Genomic DNA, 16,308 nt, shown 5'->3' with positions numbered 1-16,308 from the left:
CAGAAAAAGGGACTCAGTAGACACTGAATCCCTTTGCATGCATATTAGTTATTCTCTTGCTTCAACCGATCGATGATATTATCCGACTTTACTTTCGAAATCGCGTACAGCATCGAAGAACCAACGATGAGGAAGATTACGACCGTGACGAACAAGATATCGCCCCACGGCAACGTGAACGCTGCTTCGAACGTGTTGATTTGCGCTCGGTAAATCAGGTACATGATGAGAATACTAATCGGCACCCCATACGCCAATGCTTTCATGCCGTAGAAGATGCTCTCATAGTACACCATCTTGTTGAACCCTTTCGGTGTCATCCCGACCGACCGTAGCATCGCGAATTCGCGGCGTCGAAGCGAGACGCTCGTCGAGATTGTGTTGAAGATGTTCGCCACCGAGATGAGCGAGATTAAGACGATGAACCCATAGACGAAAATCGATAACAGCAACAACACTTGCTCTTGTTGTTCACGCTGCTCCGACACGTTGAAGATGTATTGGTCCATGTTTTGTTCCGCCTCAATCACTTGTTGCGTCGCCTCAGGATTACTCGTGTTCAAGGCGATCGATGGACTCGATTGCTTCATCAATTGACCGATTTCATCCTCTTCAAACGTCCCTTCCCGAACGATCACATCGAGCCATCCAAGTGAACTCGTCATCACACCGGTCGGGGCGACGTCGGTCATGGCGCCGATTTTGATTGTTTTGAGCGGTGCCGTCTCGTCCGTTGCGTTCTCGTCCCGGAGTTCGAGCGTATCGCCGATTTCGGTCTCAATCGTCTTCGAGTTCACAAATTTCTTCTTGTCGACGTCTTGATACGATACTTCATCAATCAAGACGGCACCCGGCATCTCCCCGTCTTCAAAATTGCTGGCGGATGCCCCGATCTGCTTCAAGTACGCATCGAAACTTTCATCATCTAATTGATAAAGGGAGACATAATACATGAATTTCCCATCGACGAACGTGGACACCAAGTCTTCATTCTCGGTGACCGCGCTCGGTAACCGTGCTTCGTCGACCATCGTCTGGACGGTCGTGTTCTCGAAGTATGTCCCGCTCGTCACATTATCCAACGTCTCATAGCGACGTAAGTCATCTTTACTGAGATTCGACCCGTTCACGAGAATGTCGAACTCGTACGTGCCTTGTGACATCTCGAGTGACTGTTCAAGTCGATCCGTGAAGTAACTGACGACTAAAAACAGCACGATACTGATGACGAGCGAGAACACCGTCGCCAAATACCGTTTCCGGTTGCGTTTTGTGTTTTTCAGCCCAATCTCCGCTTCCAATCCGAAGATCCGTCGCACGAGTTTCGACGTCTTCACGTTCTTCGACGTCAGTCGCACGTCCTGGGTCTGACGAATCGCGTCAATCGCAGAAATCTTCGAAGCGCGGCGCGCCGGCAGATAACACGAGATGAAAATCGTCACGCTCGAAATGAAGACCGTCAACAGGAGTGTGAGCGGGGTGACGACGACTTCAAACTTCTCCGTCACGTTGAGCGCCTTCTCCGCAAAGGCGTTGATGAACAAGAACGTGACCCCGATTCCGGTCACCCCGGCGATGATGCCGATCGGGATGCTAATCCCTCCGATAATCAATCCTTCAAAGAAGACCGAGTTTCGTTTTTGCCGTTTCGTCGCCCCGACACTCGCGAGCATCCCGAGATAACGGGAACGCTCAGATACGCTGATGGCGAACGCGTTATAGATGAGCGAAATCGAGCCGATGACGATGACCGTCATGATAATCCCGACGAAACCATACAACGTCTTACGCAATCCGCCGTCGTCTGTCACTCCGTAATAGCGAAGCAACGATGAGTTATAAGCGATCCCTTCAATTTTCTGTTCGTTCATCACTCGTTCCGTATCCGAGTAAATCGAGTTATCGACATCATTCAAGGCAACGAACGTATCGACGGTCGCACCGTTCAACGCTTTGTCGTCAATGTATCCGACAACCGTATAGCCCGGCGACCAAGTCGGCTCCCAGGCCGGGCGCGTCATCGTGCCGACGACGGTCAACGTCACCGTATCTTTGACCTTCAACTGTTCAAGCATCGTCTCCCCTTCGCGGATCAAACCATCATTTTGGGTCAACACCCGACCGGACGACTCGTCCACGCGCTCACCGATCTCAATCGTCAATTCATCCCCGATATTGTACGTGACTTGCGCATTTTGACGGATGGCCTCGGAAATGACGACTTCGCCTTCTTTGTTCGGCAAGCGTCCGTCCGTCAAGTTGACGGGAAAGTTTTTCAGCCCCGACGTGTTATAGTTCCGGACGTATAAGTAAGGTTTATACGCATTCTGCGATTCCTTTAATTCCGCATAGCCGTCACTTGATAGGATGACGTCCTTCGTCGATGCATCATTTCGAATCGCCTCGACCTGCTCCTCATTCGTGTTGATGTATTGGACGTGCCATTCCCCATTGTCCGCGATGTCTTGACGGATCATCAAGTCCAGGAACGACGAACCCAGCGTCGTCACAGCCGTGATCATCGCCACCGAGATGATGACCCCGATGATGGTGACGAGCGAGCGCCGCTTGTTTTCACGCAAGTGGCGAAGCGTCATTTTATTGATGATGTTCATGAGCGGACGACCTCGTTCTTCGCAATCTTCCCATCCTCGATCGAGATGATCCGGTCGGCCTGCAAGGCGATCCGTTCGTCATGCGTGATGATGATGAGCGTCTGATTGAACTTTTTGTTGAACAGTTTCAAGAGGCTCATGATCTCTTCACTGTTTTGACTGTCCAAGTTCCCCGTCGGCTCATCGGCCAAGATGATGGCCGGGTTGCTGATGAGCGCCCGACCGATGGAGACGCGTTGTTGCTGCCCGCCAGACAGTTGGTTCGGCAGATGCGTCAACCGGTTCGATAGCCCGAGGATTCCGATGATGCGCTCCAAATGGGCGGCGTCAACTTTTTGCTCGTCCAACAACATCGGCAACGTAATGTTCTCCTCGACCGTCAAAATCGGGATCAAGTTGTAAAACTGATAAATCAAACCGATTTGACGGCGGCGGAAGATGGCGAGCTGCGTCTCGTCCAATTTATAAATATCCGTGTTGTCGATCAACACCTGTCCACTCGTCGGGACATCGACGCCGCCGAGCAAATGTAACAACGTCGACTTCCCCGAGCCCGATGGTCCGACGATACAGACGAACTCGCCTTTTTTGACCGTGAACGACACGTCATCGAGCGCCCGCACTTCCATCTCGTCTTTCCCGTATACTTTCGATAAGTGTTTTACTTCTAATATATTCATGTTTGCACCCTCCAGTACTTGATCTACTTTGAGTGTACCGAGCGAGTGTGACACGTCCGTGACTCGAAAGTGACTGTTTCGTCACTTAAGCGATTAGACGATTGCTTTGTAGAATCGAATTTGAAACGCAGTTCCAGCTCCACGTTCACTGCGTACGGTCAATTCACCTTGTTGGCTCGTGATGATGCTGTGGGCCATGGCGAGCCCGATACCGACGCTGTCGTCCCCCGCATTCATCCCTTTATAAAAACGTTGGAAAATGTACGGGACGTCTTGTTTGGCGATGCCACTCCCCGTGTCGCGAATGACGATTTCCGTATACAGGGTATTCTCACTGTAATCGATGAACAGCTCCCCTTGTTCCGGTGTATGCTCGACGCAATTCTTTAAGATGTTGATGAGCGCCTCGGTCGTCCACTTCATATCGCCTTCGAACGCGACGTCACGCTCACCCGTAATCTGGAGCCGTTGCATTTTAATATCGATTGGCACGAGCAACGGTTCCGTTACGGCTTGAACGAGCACGGGGACGGGCACCGGTTCCCGTTTGAACTGAATCGTCCCGGCATCGATTTTAGACAGCTTAAGCAGTGACGAGACGAGCCACTCCATCCGCTCGAGCTGCACCTGCACGTTATGCGTGAACTCTTGACGCTTGTCATCCGACAGCCGCGGGTCACTGAGCAAATCCGCCATGACGGTCATCGACGTGAGCGGCGTCTTCAACTGATGAGAGATGTCGGAGATGGCATCCGTCAACTTCTGCTTGTCCTCTTCGAGATGCGTCCCTTGTTCCGACAGCATCTTCGTCACTTTATAGATTTGACTCTTCAACAGGCTGAGTTCGCCTTCGCGATTGTCTCGGACGTCAAGTTGATAGTTGCCGTTGCTGATTTCTTGCAGGTAACTAGATAGCTGATCGATCTCCCGATAGCGCCACGCCGTGAAGCGATAGGTCGCCCTCAAGAGTGCAATTGATAGGATGATGATGAGGATGAACGCCTCCAAGGAGATGAAGACGACTGCGACAGTTGAGGCCACCCCAATCAGCAACAAGAGGCTGACGAAATAGATGCGGATTTCTCGATTGCGCAACATGTCAGCGTTCCACCTTATAGCCGATGCCACGGATTGTCTTAATCAACGTCGGCCGTTGCGGGTCGTCCTCGAGCTTCTCGCGTAACCGTTTGATGTAGACAGTCAACGTATTGTCATTCACAAAATCCCCACCCATGTCCCAAATCTGGTCGAGTAGTTGGGCGCGTGACAATACTTGCCCTGTATGTCTGCCGAAGATGAGCAAAAGGCGGTATTCAAGCGCGGTCAATAGAATCTCATCCCCATCCTTTTTCACTTTCGCGTCTTGCGTATTGATTTCGACCGACCCGATTTTCAGAATAGGCGAACTGGTCTGTTTATGGTAGCGGCGCAACACCGAATGAATCCGCGAGATGAGTTCACGGACCCGGAACGGTTTCGTGATGTAGTCGTCCGCCCCCATATCGAGTCCCATGACGACGTTCACTTCATCATCGAACGCCGTCAAAAAGATGACAGGTATGTCCTGTTTTTGTTTCACGAGCCGGCATAAGTCATAGCCGCTCCCATCCGGCAACGACAAATCGAATAGACACAGGTCAATCGTATGTAACTGTTGTTCAATCAAACGTGTCGCGTCGGTCGCGTTCTGGCACAACGTCGTCGTGAATTGTTCTTGTTCGAGCGAATATTGGAGACCGGAGGCGATTGTCCGGTCGTCTTCAACGATTAAAATGTGCATCTGATTCCCTCCTGACTCTTCTCTTCATAATATAGCAGTCTTTTTCAAGTGAGGAGACAAAACAAAAAACCGAACGAGACATCTCGTTCGGGATGGCCAGACGTCGGTCACGCTCAGATTAGGATGTTGTCACACGAAGGCACTGTGGTCGTTCGAATCCGTCTGCACCTAAAAACCGTAGCGCATCAATCGTTAACGCGTCGAGCTTGATGGATTGAACGCTCGGCTCCGTCTGTTCATCGACCCACACTTTCCAAATCTCGACTTCCTCCGCCGTCTTCAAGTGATCGGTTATATACTCTACGAGCTGTTCGGCTCTCGCATCGGAATATCGCCAGCGCAACTCCACGACGTGCGGTTTTGAAGAATAAGCCTCGACGTTCGCCACGTCATAATATAGGTCTCGCTTAATTTCGATTTCATCAAGCTGCTCTTCTGACTCGACGTTCATCAAAATCTTTTCATCACGGTCAAGGCCTTCGTCGTCTGTAAGCATGTCAGGCAACACGACGCCTTTTTTGATGGCCTCGTTGATCGATAAGAACTCGATATACGGATTTTCGACTTCTTTCAGTGGGTGATCGCTCGTTATAAATTGAAATTCACTCATGTAAAAACCTCCTGATCTTTGATATCCTGCTCGTTATCGCTTCATCGCATGAATGGAAATGAGGAGTCCAATCCAATATCCAATGATTGAACCGATGACAATACCATACATGGACGAAAAATTGAGTAAGACAGAGATGAGTAGTCCGCCAGCCGTTCCAAACGCAAGGCCAAGACCGACCGCAGATTCACGCCATTCGTTCATGTTTACCCTCCCCTTCCACCCACTTCATACGAAGCAGCCCGCCCAAACGTTTCATCGCCCATCTACTATTTTTCATATAAAAAAGGGACCCAGTATACACTGAATCCCGGTAAAACATTATTCGACTGTCGATGCTGCTTCGGCAAGCGCAGCTTCTTCTTTATGATAGTTCTCAACGAACGCATCAAGGTGCGCCCGCACTTCGTCTGTCGATTTCGTGTCCATCAGCTTCACACGGAGATCGCTCGCCCCGCGGAAGCCTTTCACGTAAATCTTGAAGAAGCGGTGTAAGTTCGAGATTGAACGCGGCACGTCTTCTTGGAACTTGTCCTGCAAATCGAGTTGGAGACGAAGCAAGTCGAGGTACTCTTCCATCGAGTGCTCACGCGGCTCTTTCTCGAACGCGAACGGGTTCTTGAAAATCCCACGGCCGATCATGACGCCGTCGACGCCATATTTCTCGACGAGTTCTAACCCCATTTGACGGTCGAGGATATCGCCGTTGATCGTGATGAGCGTATCCGGTGCAATCTCATCGCGCAGTTTGACGATATCCGGAATCATCTCCCAGTGCGCGTCGACTTTACTCATCTCGTTGCGTGTACGCAAGTGAATCGACAAGTTGGCGATGTCTTGCTTCAAGAGATGCGTCAACCAGTCGCGCCACTCATCGAGTTTCGCGAAACCGAGACGTGTCTTGACGCTGACCGGGATGCCGCCGGCTTTCGCCGCTTGGATGAGTTCCGCTGCGACGTCAGGACGGAGGATGAGCCCGCTCCCTTTCCCGCGCTTCGCCACGTTCGGCACCGGGCAACCCATGTTGATGTCGAGGCCTTTATAGCCCATCTCGGCCATCCCGATGCTCATCTCGCGGAAGTAGTCAGGATTATCGCCCCAAATGTGGGCGACCATCGGCTGTTCGTCCTCGGTGAACGTCAAGCGTCCGCGCAGGCTACCTTTCCCTTCCGGGTGGCAGTAGCTGTCCGAGTTCGCGAACTCAGTGAAAAAGACGTCAGGTCGGCCGGCATGGGCGACGACGTGGCGGAAGACGACATCGGTCACGTCTTCCATCGGGGCAAGTATAAAGAATGGACGCGGAAGGTCGCGCCAGAAGTTTTCTTTCATGTCAAATCATTCCCTTTCGTAGTCAATCCAACAAAATCACTTTATCTATCTTATTATGGACGCGGGAATGTATCAACTGACAATACTTCAAGAATCTATGCGCTATTCCTTTTCGATGAGTTTAAAGAAGTGAGCAAACCCGTCCTGCAGCAAATACTCCAGTATACGATTCGTATGAACAGACTCGACAACTTGAACATTTAATAACGTTTGGAGCACCATCCCATCGATGGCTGCCATCGTCCAGGCGGCGACCGCTCTCGTCGAGGGTCCGCGTTCAACGCCGTACGCTCTCACAAAGATGGCTTCGACGCGATTGATCCAATCCTCATATTTTTCCTTAAACTTATTTTGTAACTCCACATTCCCGAGCATCGCCTCATGGGCCAAATAAAACTGCAAACGGCTTTCCGCATCTTTTTTGAGTCGGTCTTGCATCCCATCGAAGATTTCTTGAATGATTTCGCGGGCCTCTTTCTTGTCTTCAATCGAGACGGTCGCGATTCGTCGAATCTCACCTAATCCTTCGTCCATCACGTCATACAGAATGGCCTCTTTCGAACTGTAATAATGATAGATCGCGCCCGTGCTAAACCCTGCTTTTTTTGCGATTCCCCGAAGCGTCGTACCTTGAATCCCGTTTTCGATAATCGTCGCTCGCGCCGCTTCTAATATCTTTTGTTTTCCTTCGTTCATCATATGCTCCGACGCTCCTCACGTAATAATGGCTAATTATATCATAATGATTTGTCGGATTTATGACATGTCCCTGTGACGTACCAAACCTTATTGACAACGCTTTCATTGATTTGTTACACTTTTCACATAAACATAACGAACGTTCGGTATGTTTAGTGACATCATCTTTTCATCGTTGCTTCATCACTATCCTTTAGAAATGAAAGGAGCGTTATCGTATGTTCTTCTTTGAATCTATCCCTTGGTACAATGTCGTGATGTGGTTCGTCGTATTCGGTCTATTGATCGGGTTGAATGAAATCGTCCGATCTAGCAAAAAAGCGAGCATCTTCATGTTCATGGCCGTACCAATCGCCTTGACCCCGATTTGGTTCTTCACTGCCGACCCTGAAATCACCTCGTGGTTCCATTGGGTGAAAGTGTATTCAGCATTAGCCGGAAGTTTGATTTACATGGTCATCCGCTTCACGGATTATCATAAGAAACATCCATGGTATTTGATGCTCGTCCCAGGTATTTTGGCACTCAACATCGCCGAGGCCGTCGTTCGAGAGTTCCAAGTCGGTATCATGGGATTTGAAGGTATGGTCGATGGGATGTACTATATCTCGGGCGGTTGGAACTACGTGAACGCCATCGCGGGAATCTTGAACTTGGTCCTCATCTGTGGCTGGGTCGGTATTTTTGCCACATCTGGTAAGAAAAAAGACATGCTCTGGCCGGACCAAACGAAACTTTGGATTGTCGCTTACGGCATTTGGAACATCGCTTACGTCTATTCATGCGCACCAGGTAACGCTTTTTATTCAGGCTTCGCCTTGAACATCGCCGCGACGGTTCCCGCCTTGCTTTGGGCAAAAGGCACATGGATGCAAAACCGGGCGCAGACGCTCACATTTTGGATGATGTGGGTCATGACGTTCCCTTACTTCTTTGCTGTCGGTAGTACGTTCAATGTGAGTGTGTCCTACAATCCGGCAGCGAACTGGACGATCGCCCTGCTCAGTTTGGCACTGAACGTCGTCCTCGCCGTCTGGCAAGTGACACGGATTGTCAAATACAAACTCAATCCGTTGAAAGACGAATTGTGGAAAGATACGCACGAATATAAAGAAATCGATGCGATGCGCGAAACAAATCATCAAGAGTTAGAACATGCACATGTGAAAGCTCTATAATCCAAAAACAACAACCTCAATGGAACCGTTCATCGGTTTCACTAAGGTTGTTGTTTTTCTAATGTTATTAGATGAAGGCCTTAACTTTTAATGTATTCGCGTTATTGTGGACCTAACTCTCCCGTACCAAACGTTGCATCGAACGCTCGGCACCAGATGACTACGGTCGTGTATTGCGTGAGATCAACATCTTCAGGAATCAAATAATTTTGGTTCCCGGTATTGCCCTTTAACGCGCCTAGACGAATCCCTTCTGTCGTCTCCATCCCCGGCTGAATCAAATAGACGAACAAGTCTGGCCCATTTGTCGTTTGGAAATCTTCGAAGCGCAAGTACACGCCGTCTTCTGCACGGATCGTTTGAATGTTCCCTGACGTTTCATAGTTCTTTTCTCCATCCATGAACACTCCTGCCAAGTCGGCAAACTCCGTAGCGGTTCCGTCATCCTCAGACGACGAGGGTTCCGTCGCTTCCTCGGCTTCTCCTTCTTCCACGTTTGTATCAAGTGAGGTCGGCGGAAGTCCCTCATCAACCGTCTCGTCCAAGAAAATAGGAGAAATGAGCCACCACCCAATCAGCAGGACGGCTACTCCCCCTATACCTAAAATCACTTTTGTCACGTTTCGCATCATCTTCACTCCTTATCATGAGAAAATCTTTAGTTCTCAGTACAAGTAACCTATTAAATCCAAATGACCTTCCGTCCATGCTTTATCACCGACCGACCGAATCATCAACTCATCAAAGGATGCTTCTCCGATTCCACGTGTCGTCTGCCGTTCATCGTCGATTTGGAGCCACGTACACATGTTGTCGACATGGTTGAATCCCGTTCGTAAATAAAGATCAGGTCGGTCCGCAAACAATAAGAGGAAATCGACTTGATTCGTCTCTCCTAAATCAATGACCTCATTCAATAACGCCTTACCAATACCGTCGCCCTGCATCTCTTTTTTGACGCATAAATCAATCACACCAAGAACTTGAATCGGTTCCCCGTTCAAATTCATCACTCGATAGTCTAGTCCGACATGACCAACGACTTCCCCTTCGTCCCCAAAAGCGAGAAGACGGAGATGAGGCAACTGCTTGAAATATCGACGATTCGGATAGAGCGGTTCAAATGATGCCACCAATAAATCACTGATTTCATTACTCAATGTCTCATCAATCTCTAATTCTAAATAACGATGAATGTTCATCCACAGTCTCCCCCTAACGTGATACTAAAAAAACCTCCGATTTCTATACAAAATCGAAGGTTCATCTGCATTCATCTTATTCCATTTTCTCTAGCCACGCCACCGTCTCCACATGTGCCGTATGCGGGAACATGTCGACCGGTGTGACTTCGACAAGTCGGTAGCCGCGGTCGGCGAGGTAACGCATATCGCGCGCCTGCGTCGCGACGTTACACGACACGTAGACAATCCGCTTCGGTGCCATCTCGACCATCGTCTCGAGGAACGACTCGGCACAACCTTTACGCGGCGGGTCGACGACGATGACGTCAGGATTGATGCCATCCTTCTTCCACTGTGGCAACACATCTTCTGCCGCGCCACACGCGTACGTCACGTTGTCGATTTCATTGACAAGCGCGTTCTGTTTCGCGTCCTCGATCGCTTCCGGTACGACTTCGACGCCGTACACGTGCGCCGCTTTCCGGGCGAGGAACAGACTGATCGTCCCGATGCCGCAATAGGCGTCGACGACTTGTTCCGTCCCCGTGAGTTGCGCGTATTCGAGCGCCTTGCCGTACAGTTTCTCCGTCTGGACCGGGTTGACCTGGAAGAACGAGTGCGGGGAAATCGTGAACGTCAATCCACCGATCTTATCTTCGATCGTCTCATGGCCATATAACAATTTGTTCGTCGATCCTAAGATGACGTTCGTCTTGTCCGGGTTGACGTTTTGCATAATCGACGTCACGTCCGGGAGACGCTTCAAGATGTCGGCGACGATCTCGTTGACGCCTTTGATTTTCGTCGTCTTCGTGATGAGGACGATCATCAATTCACCCGAATGGTACCCGTAACGGGCCATGACGTGGCGGATGACGCCGCGCCCGGTCTTCTCATCGTACGCCGGCACATTGTGCGCCGCGAGCACGTCACGGACGACTTGGACGGCCTCATCGTTGCGCTCGTCTTGGATGAGGCATTCCTTCATCTCGACGATATCGTGCGAACGTGGACGATAGAAACCGGCGACGAGGCGACCGGCCTCGTCTTTGAACGGCACTTGCGCCTTGTTACGGTAACGCCATGGTTCCGGCATGCCGATTGTCTCGTGGACGGGCACGTCGAACTGACCGAGTCGTTTCAACGCATCGACGACACGGTCCCGTTTTTGACGGAGTTGGCCTTCGTAGCTGAAGTGTTGGAGCTGACAGCCCCCGCACTGATAGAAAATCGGGCACGGTGGCTCGACACGGTCCGCACTCGCTTCTTTCACATCGATCAAGCGGGCGAATCCGTACTGTTTATTCGTCTTCGTCACGACGATCTCCACGGTCTCTCCCGGAAGTGCGTTCGGGACGAACAACGTATAACCGTCGACGCGTGCCACGCCCGCGCCTTCGTGTGTGAGGTCGTGGATGTGGACGTCGAGACGGTCATTTTTTTGGACTGGTAACATGAGTCTCTCCTTTCCCGATTCAAAAAATAGTGTGTATTGGTTCATACCCGTTCCAAGCGAACGAAAAGCTCGGCGTGTGCGCCACGCCGAGCCGACTCATTCTGCTTTCTCGTTTGACACGTTGAACAGCTGTTTAATCATCTGTTCGCGTTCATACTGGGCGTTCAAGTCTTCCATCTCACGGATGCGCGCGTTCGGCGCGAGCACCGTCAAGTGACGGAACAAGTTCCGCATCTCGCCCGTGCATTCGCCGCCGTACTCACCGTCGATGTTGAGACTCATCGGTTCCGTCGTCGTCTTCATCTTGACGCGCCCCGTCTTGACATGCTCGACGAGCGGACTTGACAAGTGCTCACCACGGAGCAATAAACGGACGACGTGGATGAACTCGAACAAGTTACACTTGCGTAAGATGAACAAGTCGAACAGTCCGTCGTTCAATGACGCGTGCGGTGAGATCTTCTCAAAGCCACCGACCGAGTTCGAGTTCGACGTGAGGAAAATCATGACCTCGCCGCTGAACGTACCCTCATCATGTTCGAGCTCGATGTACGTCGGCTTGATGAGTGGAAGCTTTTCCATCCCTTTGACGTAATAGGCGAGCTGACCGAGCGCCGTCTTCAGTTTCGACGGGACCTCGTACGACAGCTCCGTCATGATGCCGCCGCCGGCGATATTGATGAAGTAGTGGATATCCCCTGTCTCCCCTTCAATCTCACCGAGGTCGACCGGCATCTCGAAACCGTCACAGATGACGTCGAGGGCGCCGACAACGTTGAGCGGGATTCGCATCGCCCGGGCGAAGTCGTTCGTCGTTCCGACCGGGATGAGTCCGATTGTCGGACGCGTGTCGAGCGGGGCGAGTCCCGAGATGACCTCGTTCAGCGTCCCGTCCCCACCGGCCGCGATAATCAAGTCGAACTCGGCCTCCGCGGCCCGAACGGCCTCGAGCGTCGCGTCGCCGATCGCTTTCGTCGCGTACGTCGACGTCTCATAACCCGCATCCTCGAGGCGGTTCAAAATGTACGGGAGTTCCCGTTTGATCACTTCTTTTCCAGATGTCGGGTTATAGATGACCCGTGCGCGTTTTCGCATATCGTCACCATCAATCTGCTAATTTTTTAATTCTAAATTCTCCAATTCATTACTTGTTAACCAGTTGCCTTCAATACTTTGACAACAAACCGAAAAATATCTATTAATTTCTTTTTACCACGCTTATGGGTTAAAACACGATATATCCATTCAATTTTAAGCAATCTAAAAAGCTTAGGCGCTCGGCGGACTTCACCAGAAAGAACATCGAATGTGCCTCCTACGCCCATATAGATGCCTTTATCTACATGATCAATTAAAGAAGCAATCCATTGTTCTTGTAATGGCATACCTAACCCTACCAAAACTACATCAGGTTGAGTACGTATGCATAAGTCTCTAATTTGATTCTTTTCCTCATCCGTAACAAAGCCATGGAAACTTCCACTCCAATTGATGTTCGGATATTTTTTACTCATCCTCTTCTTGAATTCGGATTGAATGTGAGGTTCTGCCCCATAACTAATAATGCTGTATCCTTTTACATTTGCTTCCGCTAGCATCATCTCAGCCAATTCTATGCCGGGAATAACATGGTCAATCGGTTGGTGAAATCTTTTAGAAGCCCATTGGATTCCAACACCATCAGGAATGAGATATTCCGCTTTATGAAGAATTTTTTTATACTCTGGATTGCGCTCCGCCTCCATAATAATTTCTGGATTTGCGGTAATAAAAAATGCTTTTTTATCATTTGATAATATATTTCGCAATGCGTCTAACCATTCATCTCGGCTACCATCTAAAAATGAATAGTTAAATATTTTAATCTCTTTGAATTTCATAAAATCATCAGCGTTTGGCGATCTCTTCGTGGAACAAGCCATCGAGGAGTGCCGGGTTCGCCATCCCTTTCGTCTGCTTCATGATCTGCCCGATGATAAAGCCTTTGGCACGGTCTTTCCCGTTCTTAAAGTCTTCAATCATCTGCGGATGCGCTTCGAACAAGTCGAGGATGTAGCCGCGGAGCAAGTTCTCGTCCGAGATTTGGGCGAGACCGTTCGCTTCGACGTACGCCTTCGGCTCGGCGCCTTCTTCGATCATGGCTGTGAACACGCGTTTGGCGATCTTCGAAGAAATTGTACCTTCTCCAATCAAACGAATCAACTCCGCGAGCGAGCTCGGTGTCAATTTCATCGTCTCGATCGTATCGTCCGATTTGTTCAAGTGACCGAGCACTTCGCCCATGAGCCAGTTCGCGGCCGCTTTCGGTTCGGCACCGGCAGCAGTCGTCGCTTCGAAGAAGTCCGAGAACTCCCGCGTCGACGTGAGCGCCTTGGCGTCATAAGCTGACAGGCCGTAGTTGTTCATATAACGTTCACGACGTGCGACCGGAAGTTCCGGAAGCGTGGCGCGGATGCGTTCTTTCCATTCCTCATCGATTTCGAGACGGACGAGGTCCGGCTCTGGGAAGTAGCGGTAATCGGCCGCTCCTTCTTTGACACGCATGAGAATCGTCTTCTTCGCCGCCTCATCAAAACGGAGCGTCTCTTGACGCATGACACCGCCCGTGATGAGGAGTTTACGATGACGGTCTTCCTCATACTCGAGCGCCTTCAAGACGTTCGAGAACGAGTTCAAGTTCTTGAGCTCCGTCTTCGTGCCGAACGGCTCTTGACCGAACGGACGGACCGAGATGTTACAGTCGCAACGAAGCGACCCTTCTTCCATCTTGACGTCCGAGACGCCCGCGAACGAGAGCACTTCTTTCAAGCGCTCGAGGTAAGCGACAGCATCTTTCGGTGAACGCATGTCGGCCTCACTGACAATCTCGATGAGGGGTGACCCGGTCCGGTTGAAGTCGACGACCGAGTGTTTCTCGCCCGTGTGGTTCATCTTCCCGGCATCTTCCTCGAGATGGACGCGTTCGATGCGGAACCGTTTCATCTCACCGTCGACTTCGACATCGACGTGACCGTTGAAACCGATTGGCTGGTCGAACTGCGAGATTTGGTACGCTTTCGGCGTATCTGGATAGAAGTAGTTCTTGCGGTCGAACTTCGTGTCGGTCGCGATTTCGCAGTTGAGTGCCATCGCGGCCTTGATGGCGAGATTGACCGCCTCTTCGTTCAATTTAGGCAAGACGCCCGGGTGTCCGAGACAAATCGGACACGTCTGTGTATTCGTTTCGGCACCGTATGTGCGCGAGCAGCCACACCAAATCTTCGACTTCGTGCTCAGCTCGGCGTGCACCTCGATCCCGATGATCGTTTCAAAGTTCATCGTACGTCCTCCTTAGAGCTGTGGCATCTTGAAACCGCCGTTTGCTTGTTCAAAAGCATGGGCCACGCGGTAGAGTGTTGGTTCACTGAAATGGTTCCCGATGATCTGTAAACCGACCGGGAGACCTTCTGACAAGCCAGCCGGTACCGAGATGGCCGGAATGCCCGCCAAGTTGACCGGAATCGTCATGATATCGTTGGCATACATCGTGAGCGGATCTTCGAGCTGCTCGCCGAGTTTGAACGCGACCGTCGGCGCTGTCGGTCCGATAATCGCATCGTAGTCGGCGAACACGTTCGCGAAGTCTTGCTTCATGAGCGTGCGGACCTGTTGCGATTTTTTATAAAACGCATCGTAATAACCTGAGCTGAGTGCGTACGTCCCGAGCATGATGCGGCGTTTCACTTCTTCCCCGAAACCTTGTTCGCGCGAGTACGTGAACACTTCTTCGAGCGCATCGGCCTCGGCGCGGCGTCCGTAACGGATGCCGTCAAACCGGGCGAGGTTCGAAGATGCTTCCGATGACGCGAGCAAGTAGTATGTCGGGAGCGCATATTTCACCGTCGGGAGCGAGACCGTCTCGACCGTCGCACCGAGCGACTTGAGCGTCTCGACCGCTTGTTCAATCTGTTTACGGACACCGTCTGACACGCCTTCGGCCATGAACTCTTGTGGAAGTGCGAGCTTCATGCCTTTGATATCACCGTGAAGCGATTTCGTGTAATCCGGTACGTCGACCGTTGCCGATGTCGAGTCCATGTCGCAATGACCGGCAATCGCGTTCAACAAGTAGGCGTTATCTTCGACCGTACGTGTGAGCGGACCGATTTGGTCGAGCGACGAGGCGAATGCGACGAGGCCGTAACGTGAGACGAGACCATACGTCGGTTTCATCCCGACGACGCCACAATAGGCCGCCGGCTGACGAATCGAGCCACCCGTATCCGAGCCAAGGCTGAATAAGACTTGACCGGCCGCGACCGTTGCCGCTGAACCACCTGACGAACCGCCTGGTACGCGGTCTGTGTCCCACGGGTTGCGGACGACTTTGAATGCCGAGTTCTCGTTCGATGAACCCATCGCGAACTCGTCCATGTTGAGCTTCCCGATTGTGACGGCACCGGCGTCATGGAGACGCTCGACGACCGTCGCGTCATGGGCCGGGACAAAGTTCTCGAGGAACTTCGAGGCACACGTCGTGCGTGTCCCTTTTGTGACGATGTTGTCTTTGACGCCGATCGGCAAACCGAAGAGCGGGTTGTCCGATGTCTTGGCGAGCTCGTCCATCCGTTTCGCCTGTTCGAACGCATCTTCGTTGAGCGTCAAGAAGGCACCGATTTTCTCGTCGGTCGCCTCGATGCGGTCAAATGATTCTTTGACGAGGTCGGATACCGTGACTTCGCCTTCTTTTATAAGCGTATGCAGCTTGGCTACACCGTGATCAAATAAACTCATGAAG

General features: G+C 51.1%; 16 protein-coding genes. 1 reads left to right on the top strand and 15 read right to left on the bottom strand.

Translation table 11 applies throughout. The features are described from left to right. Positions 1 to 44: 44 nt before the first annotated feature. The 8 genes from KNP75_RS03130 to KNP75_RS03095 form a co-directional block, all read right to left on the bottom strand. The gene (locus tag KNP75_RS03130; protein ID WP_215189828.1) at positions 45 to 2,615 is read right to left on the bottom strand and encodes an ABC transporter permease; all 2,571 of its coding nucleotides are present in this window, start codon (positions 2,613 to 2,615) and stop codon (positions 45 to 47) included. Then, complete coding sequence (locus tag KNP75_RS03125; RefSeq protein WP_034778726.1) at positions 2,612 to 3,295, bottom strand: ABC transporter ATP-binding protein; 684 nt, start codon at positions 3,293 to 3,295, stop codon at positions 2,612 to 2,614. The genes KNP75_RS03130 and KNP75_RS03125 overlap by 4 nt, the downstream gene beginning before the upstream one ends. 93 nt (positions 3,296 to 3,388) lie before the next feature. Beyond that, positions 3,389 to 4,393, bottom strand: coding sequence for a sensor histidine kinase (locus tag KNP75_RS03120; RefSeq protein WP_215189827.1), 1,005 nt, complete (start codon positions 4,391 to 4,393; stop codon positions 3,389 to 3,391). A gap of 1 nt (position 4,394) precedes the next feature. Further along, complete coding sequence (locus KNP75_RS03115) at positions 4,395 to 5,075, bottom strand: response regulator transcription factor (RefSeq protein ID WP_215189826.1); 681 nt, start codon at positions 5,073 to 5,075, stop codon at positions 4,395 to 4,397. A 118-nt stretch (positions 5,076 to 5,193) separates the two neighbouring features. Further along, positions 5,194 to 5,685 (bottom strand): hypothetical protein, encoded by a 492-nt coding sequence (locus KNP75_RS03110; protein WP_215189825.1) that lies wholly within the window; start codon positions 5,683 to 5,685, stop codon positions 5,194 to 5,196. 33 nt (positions 5,686 to 5,718) lie between these two features. After that, positions 5,719 to 5,889 (bottom strand): hypothetical protein, encoded by a 171-nt coding sequence (locus KNP75_RS03105; RefSeq protein ID WP_215189824.1) that lies wholly within the window; start codon positions 5,887 to 5,889, stop codon positions 5,719 to 5,721. A gap of 117 nt (positions 5,890 to 6,006) precedes the next feature. Further along, the gene (locus KNP75_RS03100) at positions 6,007 to 7,014 is read right to left on the bottom strand and encodes a tRNA dihydrouridine synthase (RefSeq protein WP_215189823.1); all 1,008 of its coding nucleotides are present in this window, start codon (positions 7,012 to 7,014) and stop codon (positions 6,007 to 6,009) included. Between the two features lie 102 nt (positions 7,015 to 7,116). Beyond that, complete coding sequence (locus KNP75_RS03095; protein WP_215189822.1) at positions 7,117 to 7,713, bottom strand: TetR/AcrR family transcriptional regulator; 597 nt, start codon at positions 7,711 to 7,713, stop codon at positions 7,117 to 7,119. A gap of 218 nt (positions 7,714 to 7,931) precedes the next feature. Between KNP75_RS03095 and KNP75_RS03090 the strand changes: the two genes are divergently transcribed. Further along, complete coding sequence (locus KNP75_RS03090; RefSeq protein ID WP_215189821.1) at positions 7,932 to 8,891, top strand: DUF5692 family protein; 960 nt, start codon at positions 7,932 to 7,934, stop codon at positions 8,889 to 8,891. Positions 8,892 to 8,992: 101 nt separating this feature from the next. Here KNP75_RS03090 and KNP75_RS03085 read toward each other — a convergent pair whose 3' ends face one another. The 7 genes from KNP75_RS03085 to gatA form a co-directional block, all read right to left on the bottom strand. Continuing rightward, a complete protein-coding gene (locus KNP75_RS03085; RefSeq protein WP_251128181.1) occupies positions 8,993 to 9,520 on the bottom strand; it encodes a DM13 domain-containing protein in 528 nt (175 codons plus the stop codon). 36 nt (positions 9,521 to 9,556) lie between these two features. After that, complete coding sequence (locus KNP75_RS03080; RefSeq protein WP_215189819.1) at positions 9,557 to 10,093, bottom strand: GNAT family N-acetyltransferase; 537 nt, start codon at positions 10,091 to 10,093, stop codon at positions 9,557 to 9,559. A 76-nt stretch (positions 10,094 to 10,169) separates the two neighbouring features. Then, entirely contained in the window at positions 10,170 to 11,531 is a 1,362-nt protein-coding gene (rlmD, locus tag KNP75_RS03075) for a 23S rRNA (uracil(1939)-C(5))-methyltransferase RlmD (RefSeq protein ID WP_215189818.1), read from the bottom strand. Between the two features lie 96 nt (positions 11,532 to 11,627). Next, positions 11,628 to 12,626, bottom strand: a complete 999-nt coding sequence (locus tag KNP75_RS03070; RefSeq protein WP_215189817.1) for a diacylglycerol kinase — start codon at positions 12,624 to 12,626, stop codon at positions 11,628 to 11,630. A gap of 56 nt (positions 12,627 to 12,682) precedes the next feature. After that, positions 12,683 to 13,411: a WecB/TagA/CpsF family glycosyltransferase gene (locus KNP75_RS03065; protein ID WP_214707028.1), complete on the bottom strand. Its 729-nt coding sequence runs from the start codon at positions 13,409 to 13,411 to the stop codon at positions 12,683 to 12,685. 7 nt (positions 13,412 to 13,418) lie between these two features. Further along, positions 13,419 to 14,849, bottom strand: a complete 1,431-nt coding sequence (gatB, locus tag KNP75_RS03060; RefSeq protein ID WP_021066489.1) for an Asp-tRNA(Asn)/Glu-tRNA(Gln) amidotransferase subunit GatB — start codon at positions 14,847 to 14,849, stop codon at positions 13,419 to 13,421. 12 nt (positions 14,850 to 14,861) lie between these two features. After that, positions 14,862 to 16,304: an Asp-tRNA(Asn)/Glu-tRNA(Gln) amidotransferase subunit GatA gene (gene gatA / locus KNP75_RS03055; RefSeq protein WP_215189816.1), complete on the bottom strand. Its 1,443-nt coding sequence runs from the start codon at positions 16,302 to 16,304 to the stop codon at positions 14,862 to 14,864. Positions 16,305 to 16,308: the final 4 nt, after the last annotated feature.

The sequence above is a fragment of the Exiguobacterium sp. s6 genome, from assembly GCF_018618155.1.
GTDB classification, from domain to species: domain Bacteria; phylum Bacillota; class Bacilli; order Exiguobacteriales; family Exiguobacteriaceae; genus Exiguobacterium; species Exiguobacterium mexicanum_A.
The sequence above is the reverse complement of the archived record's forward strand: the minus strand, read 5'-3'. Positions and strand labels throughout refer to the sequence as shown.

What these genes read in the sequence shown, in the direction of transcription:
- KNP75_RS03120 (WP_215189827.1), bottom strand. Translation starts at nt 4,393, where the DNA reads ATGTTGCGCAATCGAGAAATCCGCATCTATTTCGTCAGCCTCTTGTTG.
- KNP75_RS03115 (WP_215189826.1), bottom strand. Translation starts at nt 5,075, where the DNA reads ATGCACATTTTAATCGTTGAAGACGACCGGACAATCGCCTCCGGTCTC.
- KNP75_RS03095 (WP_215189822.1), bottom strand. Translation starts at nt 7,713, where the DNA reads ATGATGAACGAAGGAAAACAAAAGATATTAGAAGCGGCGCGAGCGACG.
- KNP75_RS03100 (WP_215189823.1), bottom strand. Translation starts at nt 7,014, where the DNA reads ATGAAAGAAAACTTCTGGCGCGACCTTCCGCGTCCATTCTTTATACTT.
- KNP75_RS03125 (WP_034778726.1), bottom strand. Translation starts at nt 3,295, where the DNA reads ATGAATATATTAGAAGTAAAACACTTATCGAAAGTATACGGGAAAGAC.
- KNP75_RS03070 (WP_215189817.1), bottom strand. Translation starts at nt 12,626, where the DNA reads ATGCGAAAACGCGCACGGGTCATCTATAACCCGACATCTGGAAAAGAA.
- gatB (WP_021066489.1), bottom strand. Translation starts at nt 14,849, where the DNA reads ATGAACTTTGAAACGATCATCGGGATCGAGGTGCACGCCGAGCTGAGC.
- KNP75_RS03065 (WP_214707028.1), bottom strand. Translation starts at nt 13,411, where the DNA reads ATGAAATTCAAAGAGATTAAAATATTTAACTATTCATTTTTAGATGGT.
- gatA (WP_215189816.1), bottom strand. Translation starts at nt 16,304, where the DNA reads ATGAGTTTATTTGATCACGGTGTAGCCAAGCTGCATACGCTTATAAAA.
- KNP75_RS03110 (WP_215189825.1), bottom strand. Translation starts at nt 5,685, where the DNA reads ATGAGTGAATTTCAATTTATAACGAGCGATCACCCACTGAAAGAAGTC.
- KNP75_RS03080 (WP_215189819.1), bottom strand. Translation starts at nt 10,093, where the DNA reads ATGAACATTCATCGTTATTTAGAATTAGAGATTGATGAGACATTGAGT.
- KNP75_RS03085 (WP_251128181.1), bottom strand. Translation starts at nt 9,520, where the DNA reads ATGCGAAACGTGACAAAAGTGATTTTAGGTATAGGGGGAGTAGCCGTC.
- rlmD (WP_215189818.1), bottom strand. Translation starts at nt 11,531, where the DNA reads ATGTTACCAGTCCAAAAAAATGACCGTCTCGACGTCCACATCCACGAC.
- KNP75_RS03105 (WP_215189824.1), bottom strand. Translation starts at nt 5,889, where the DNA reads ATGAACGAATGGCGTGAATCTGCGGTCGGTCTTGGCCTTGCGTTTGGA.
- KNP75_RS03130 (WP_215189828.1), bottom strand. Translation starts at nt 2,615, where the DNA reads ATGAACATCATCAATAAAATGACGCTTCGCCACTTGCGTGAAAACAAG.
- KNP75_RS03090 (WP_215189821.1), top strand. Translation starts at nt 7,932, where the DNA reads ATGTTCTTCTTTGAATCTATCCCTTGGTACAATGTCGTGATGTGGTTC.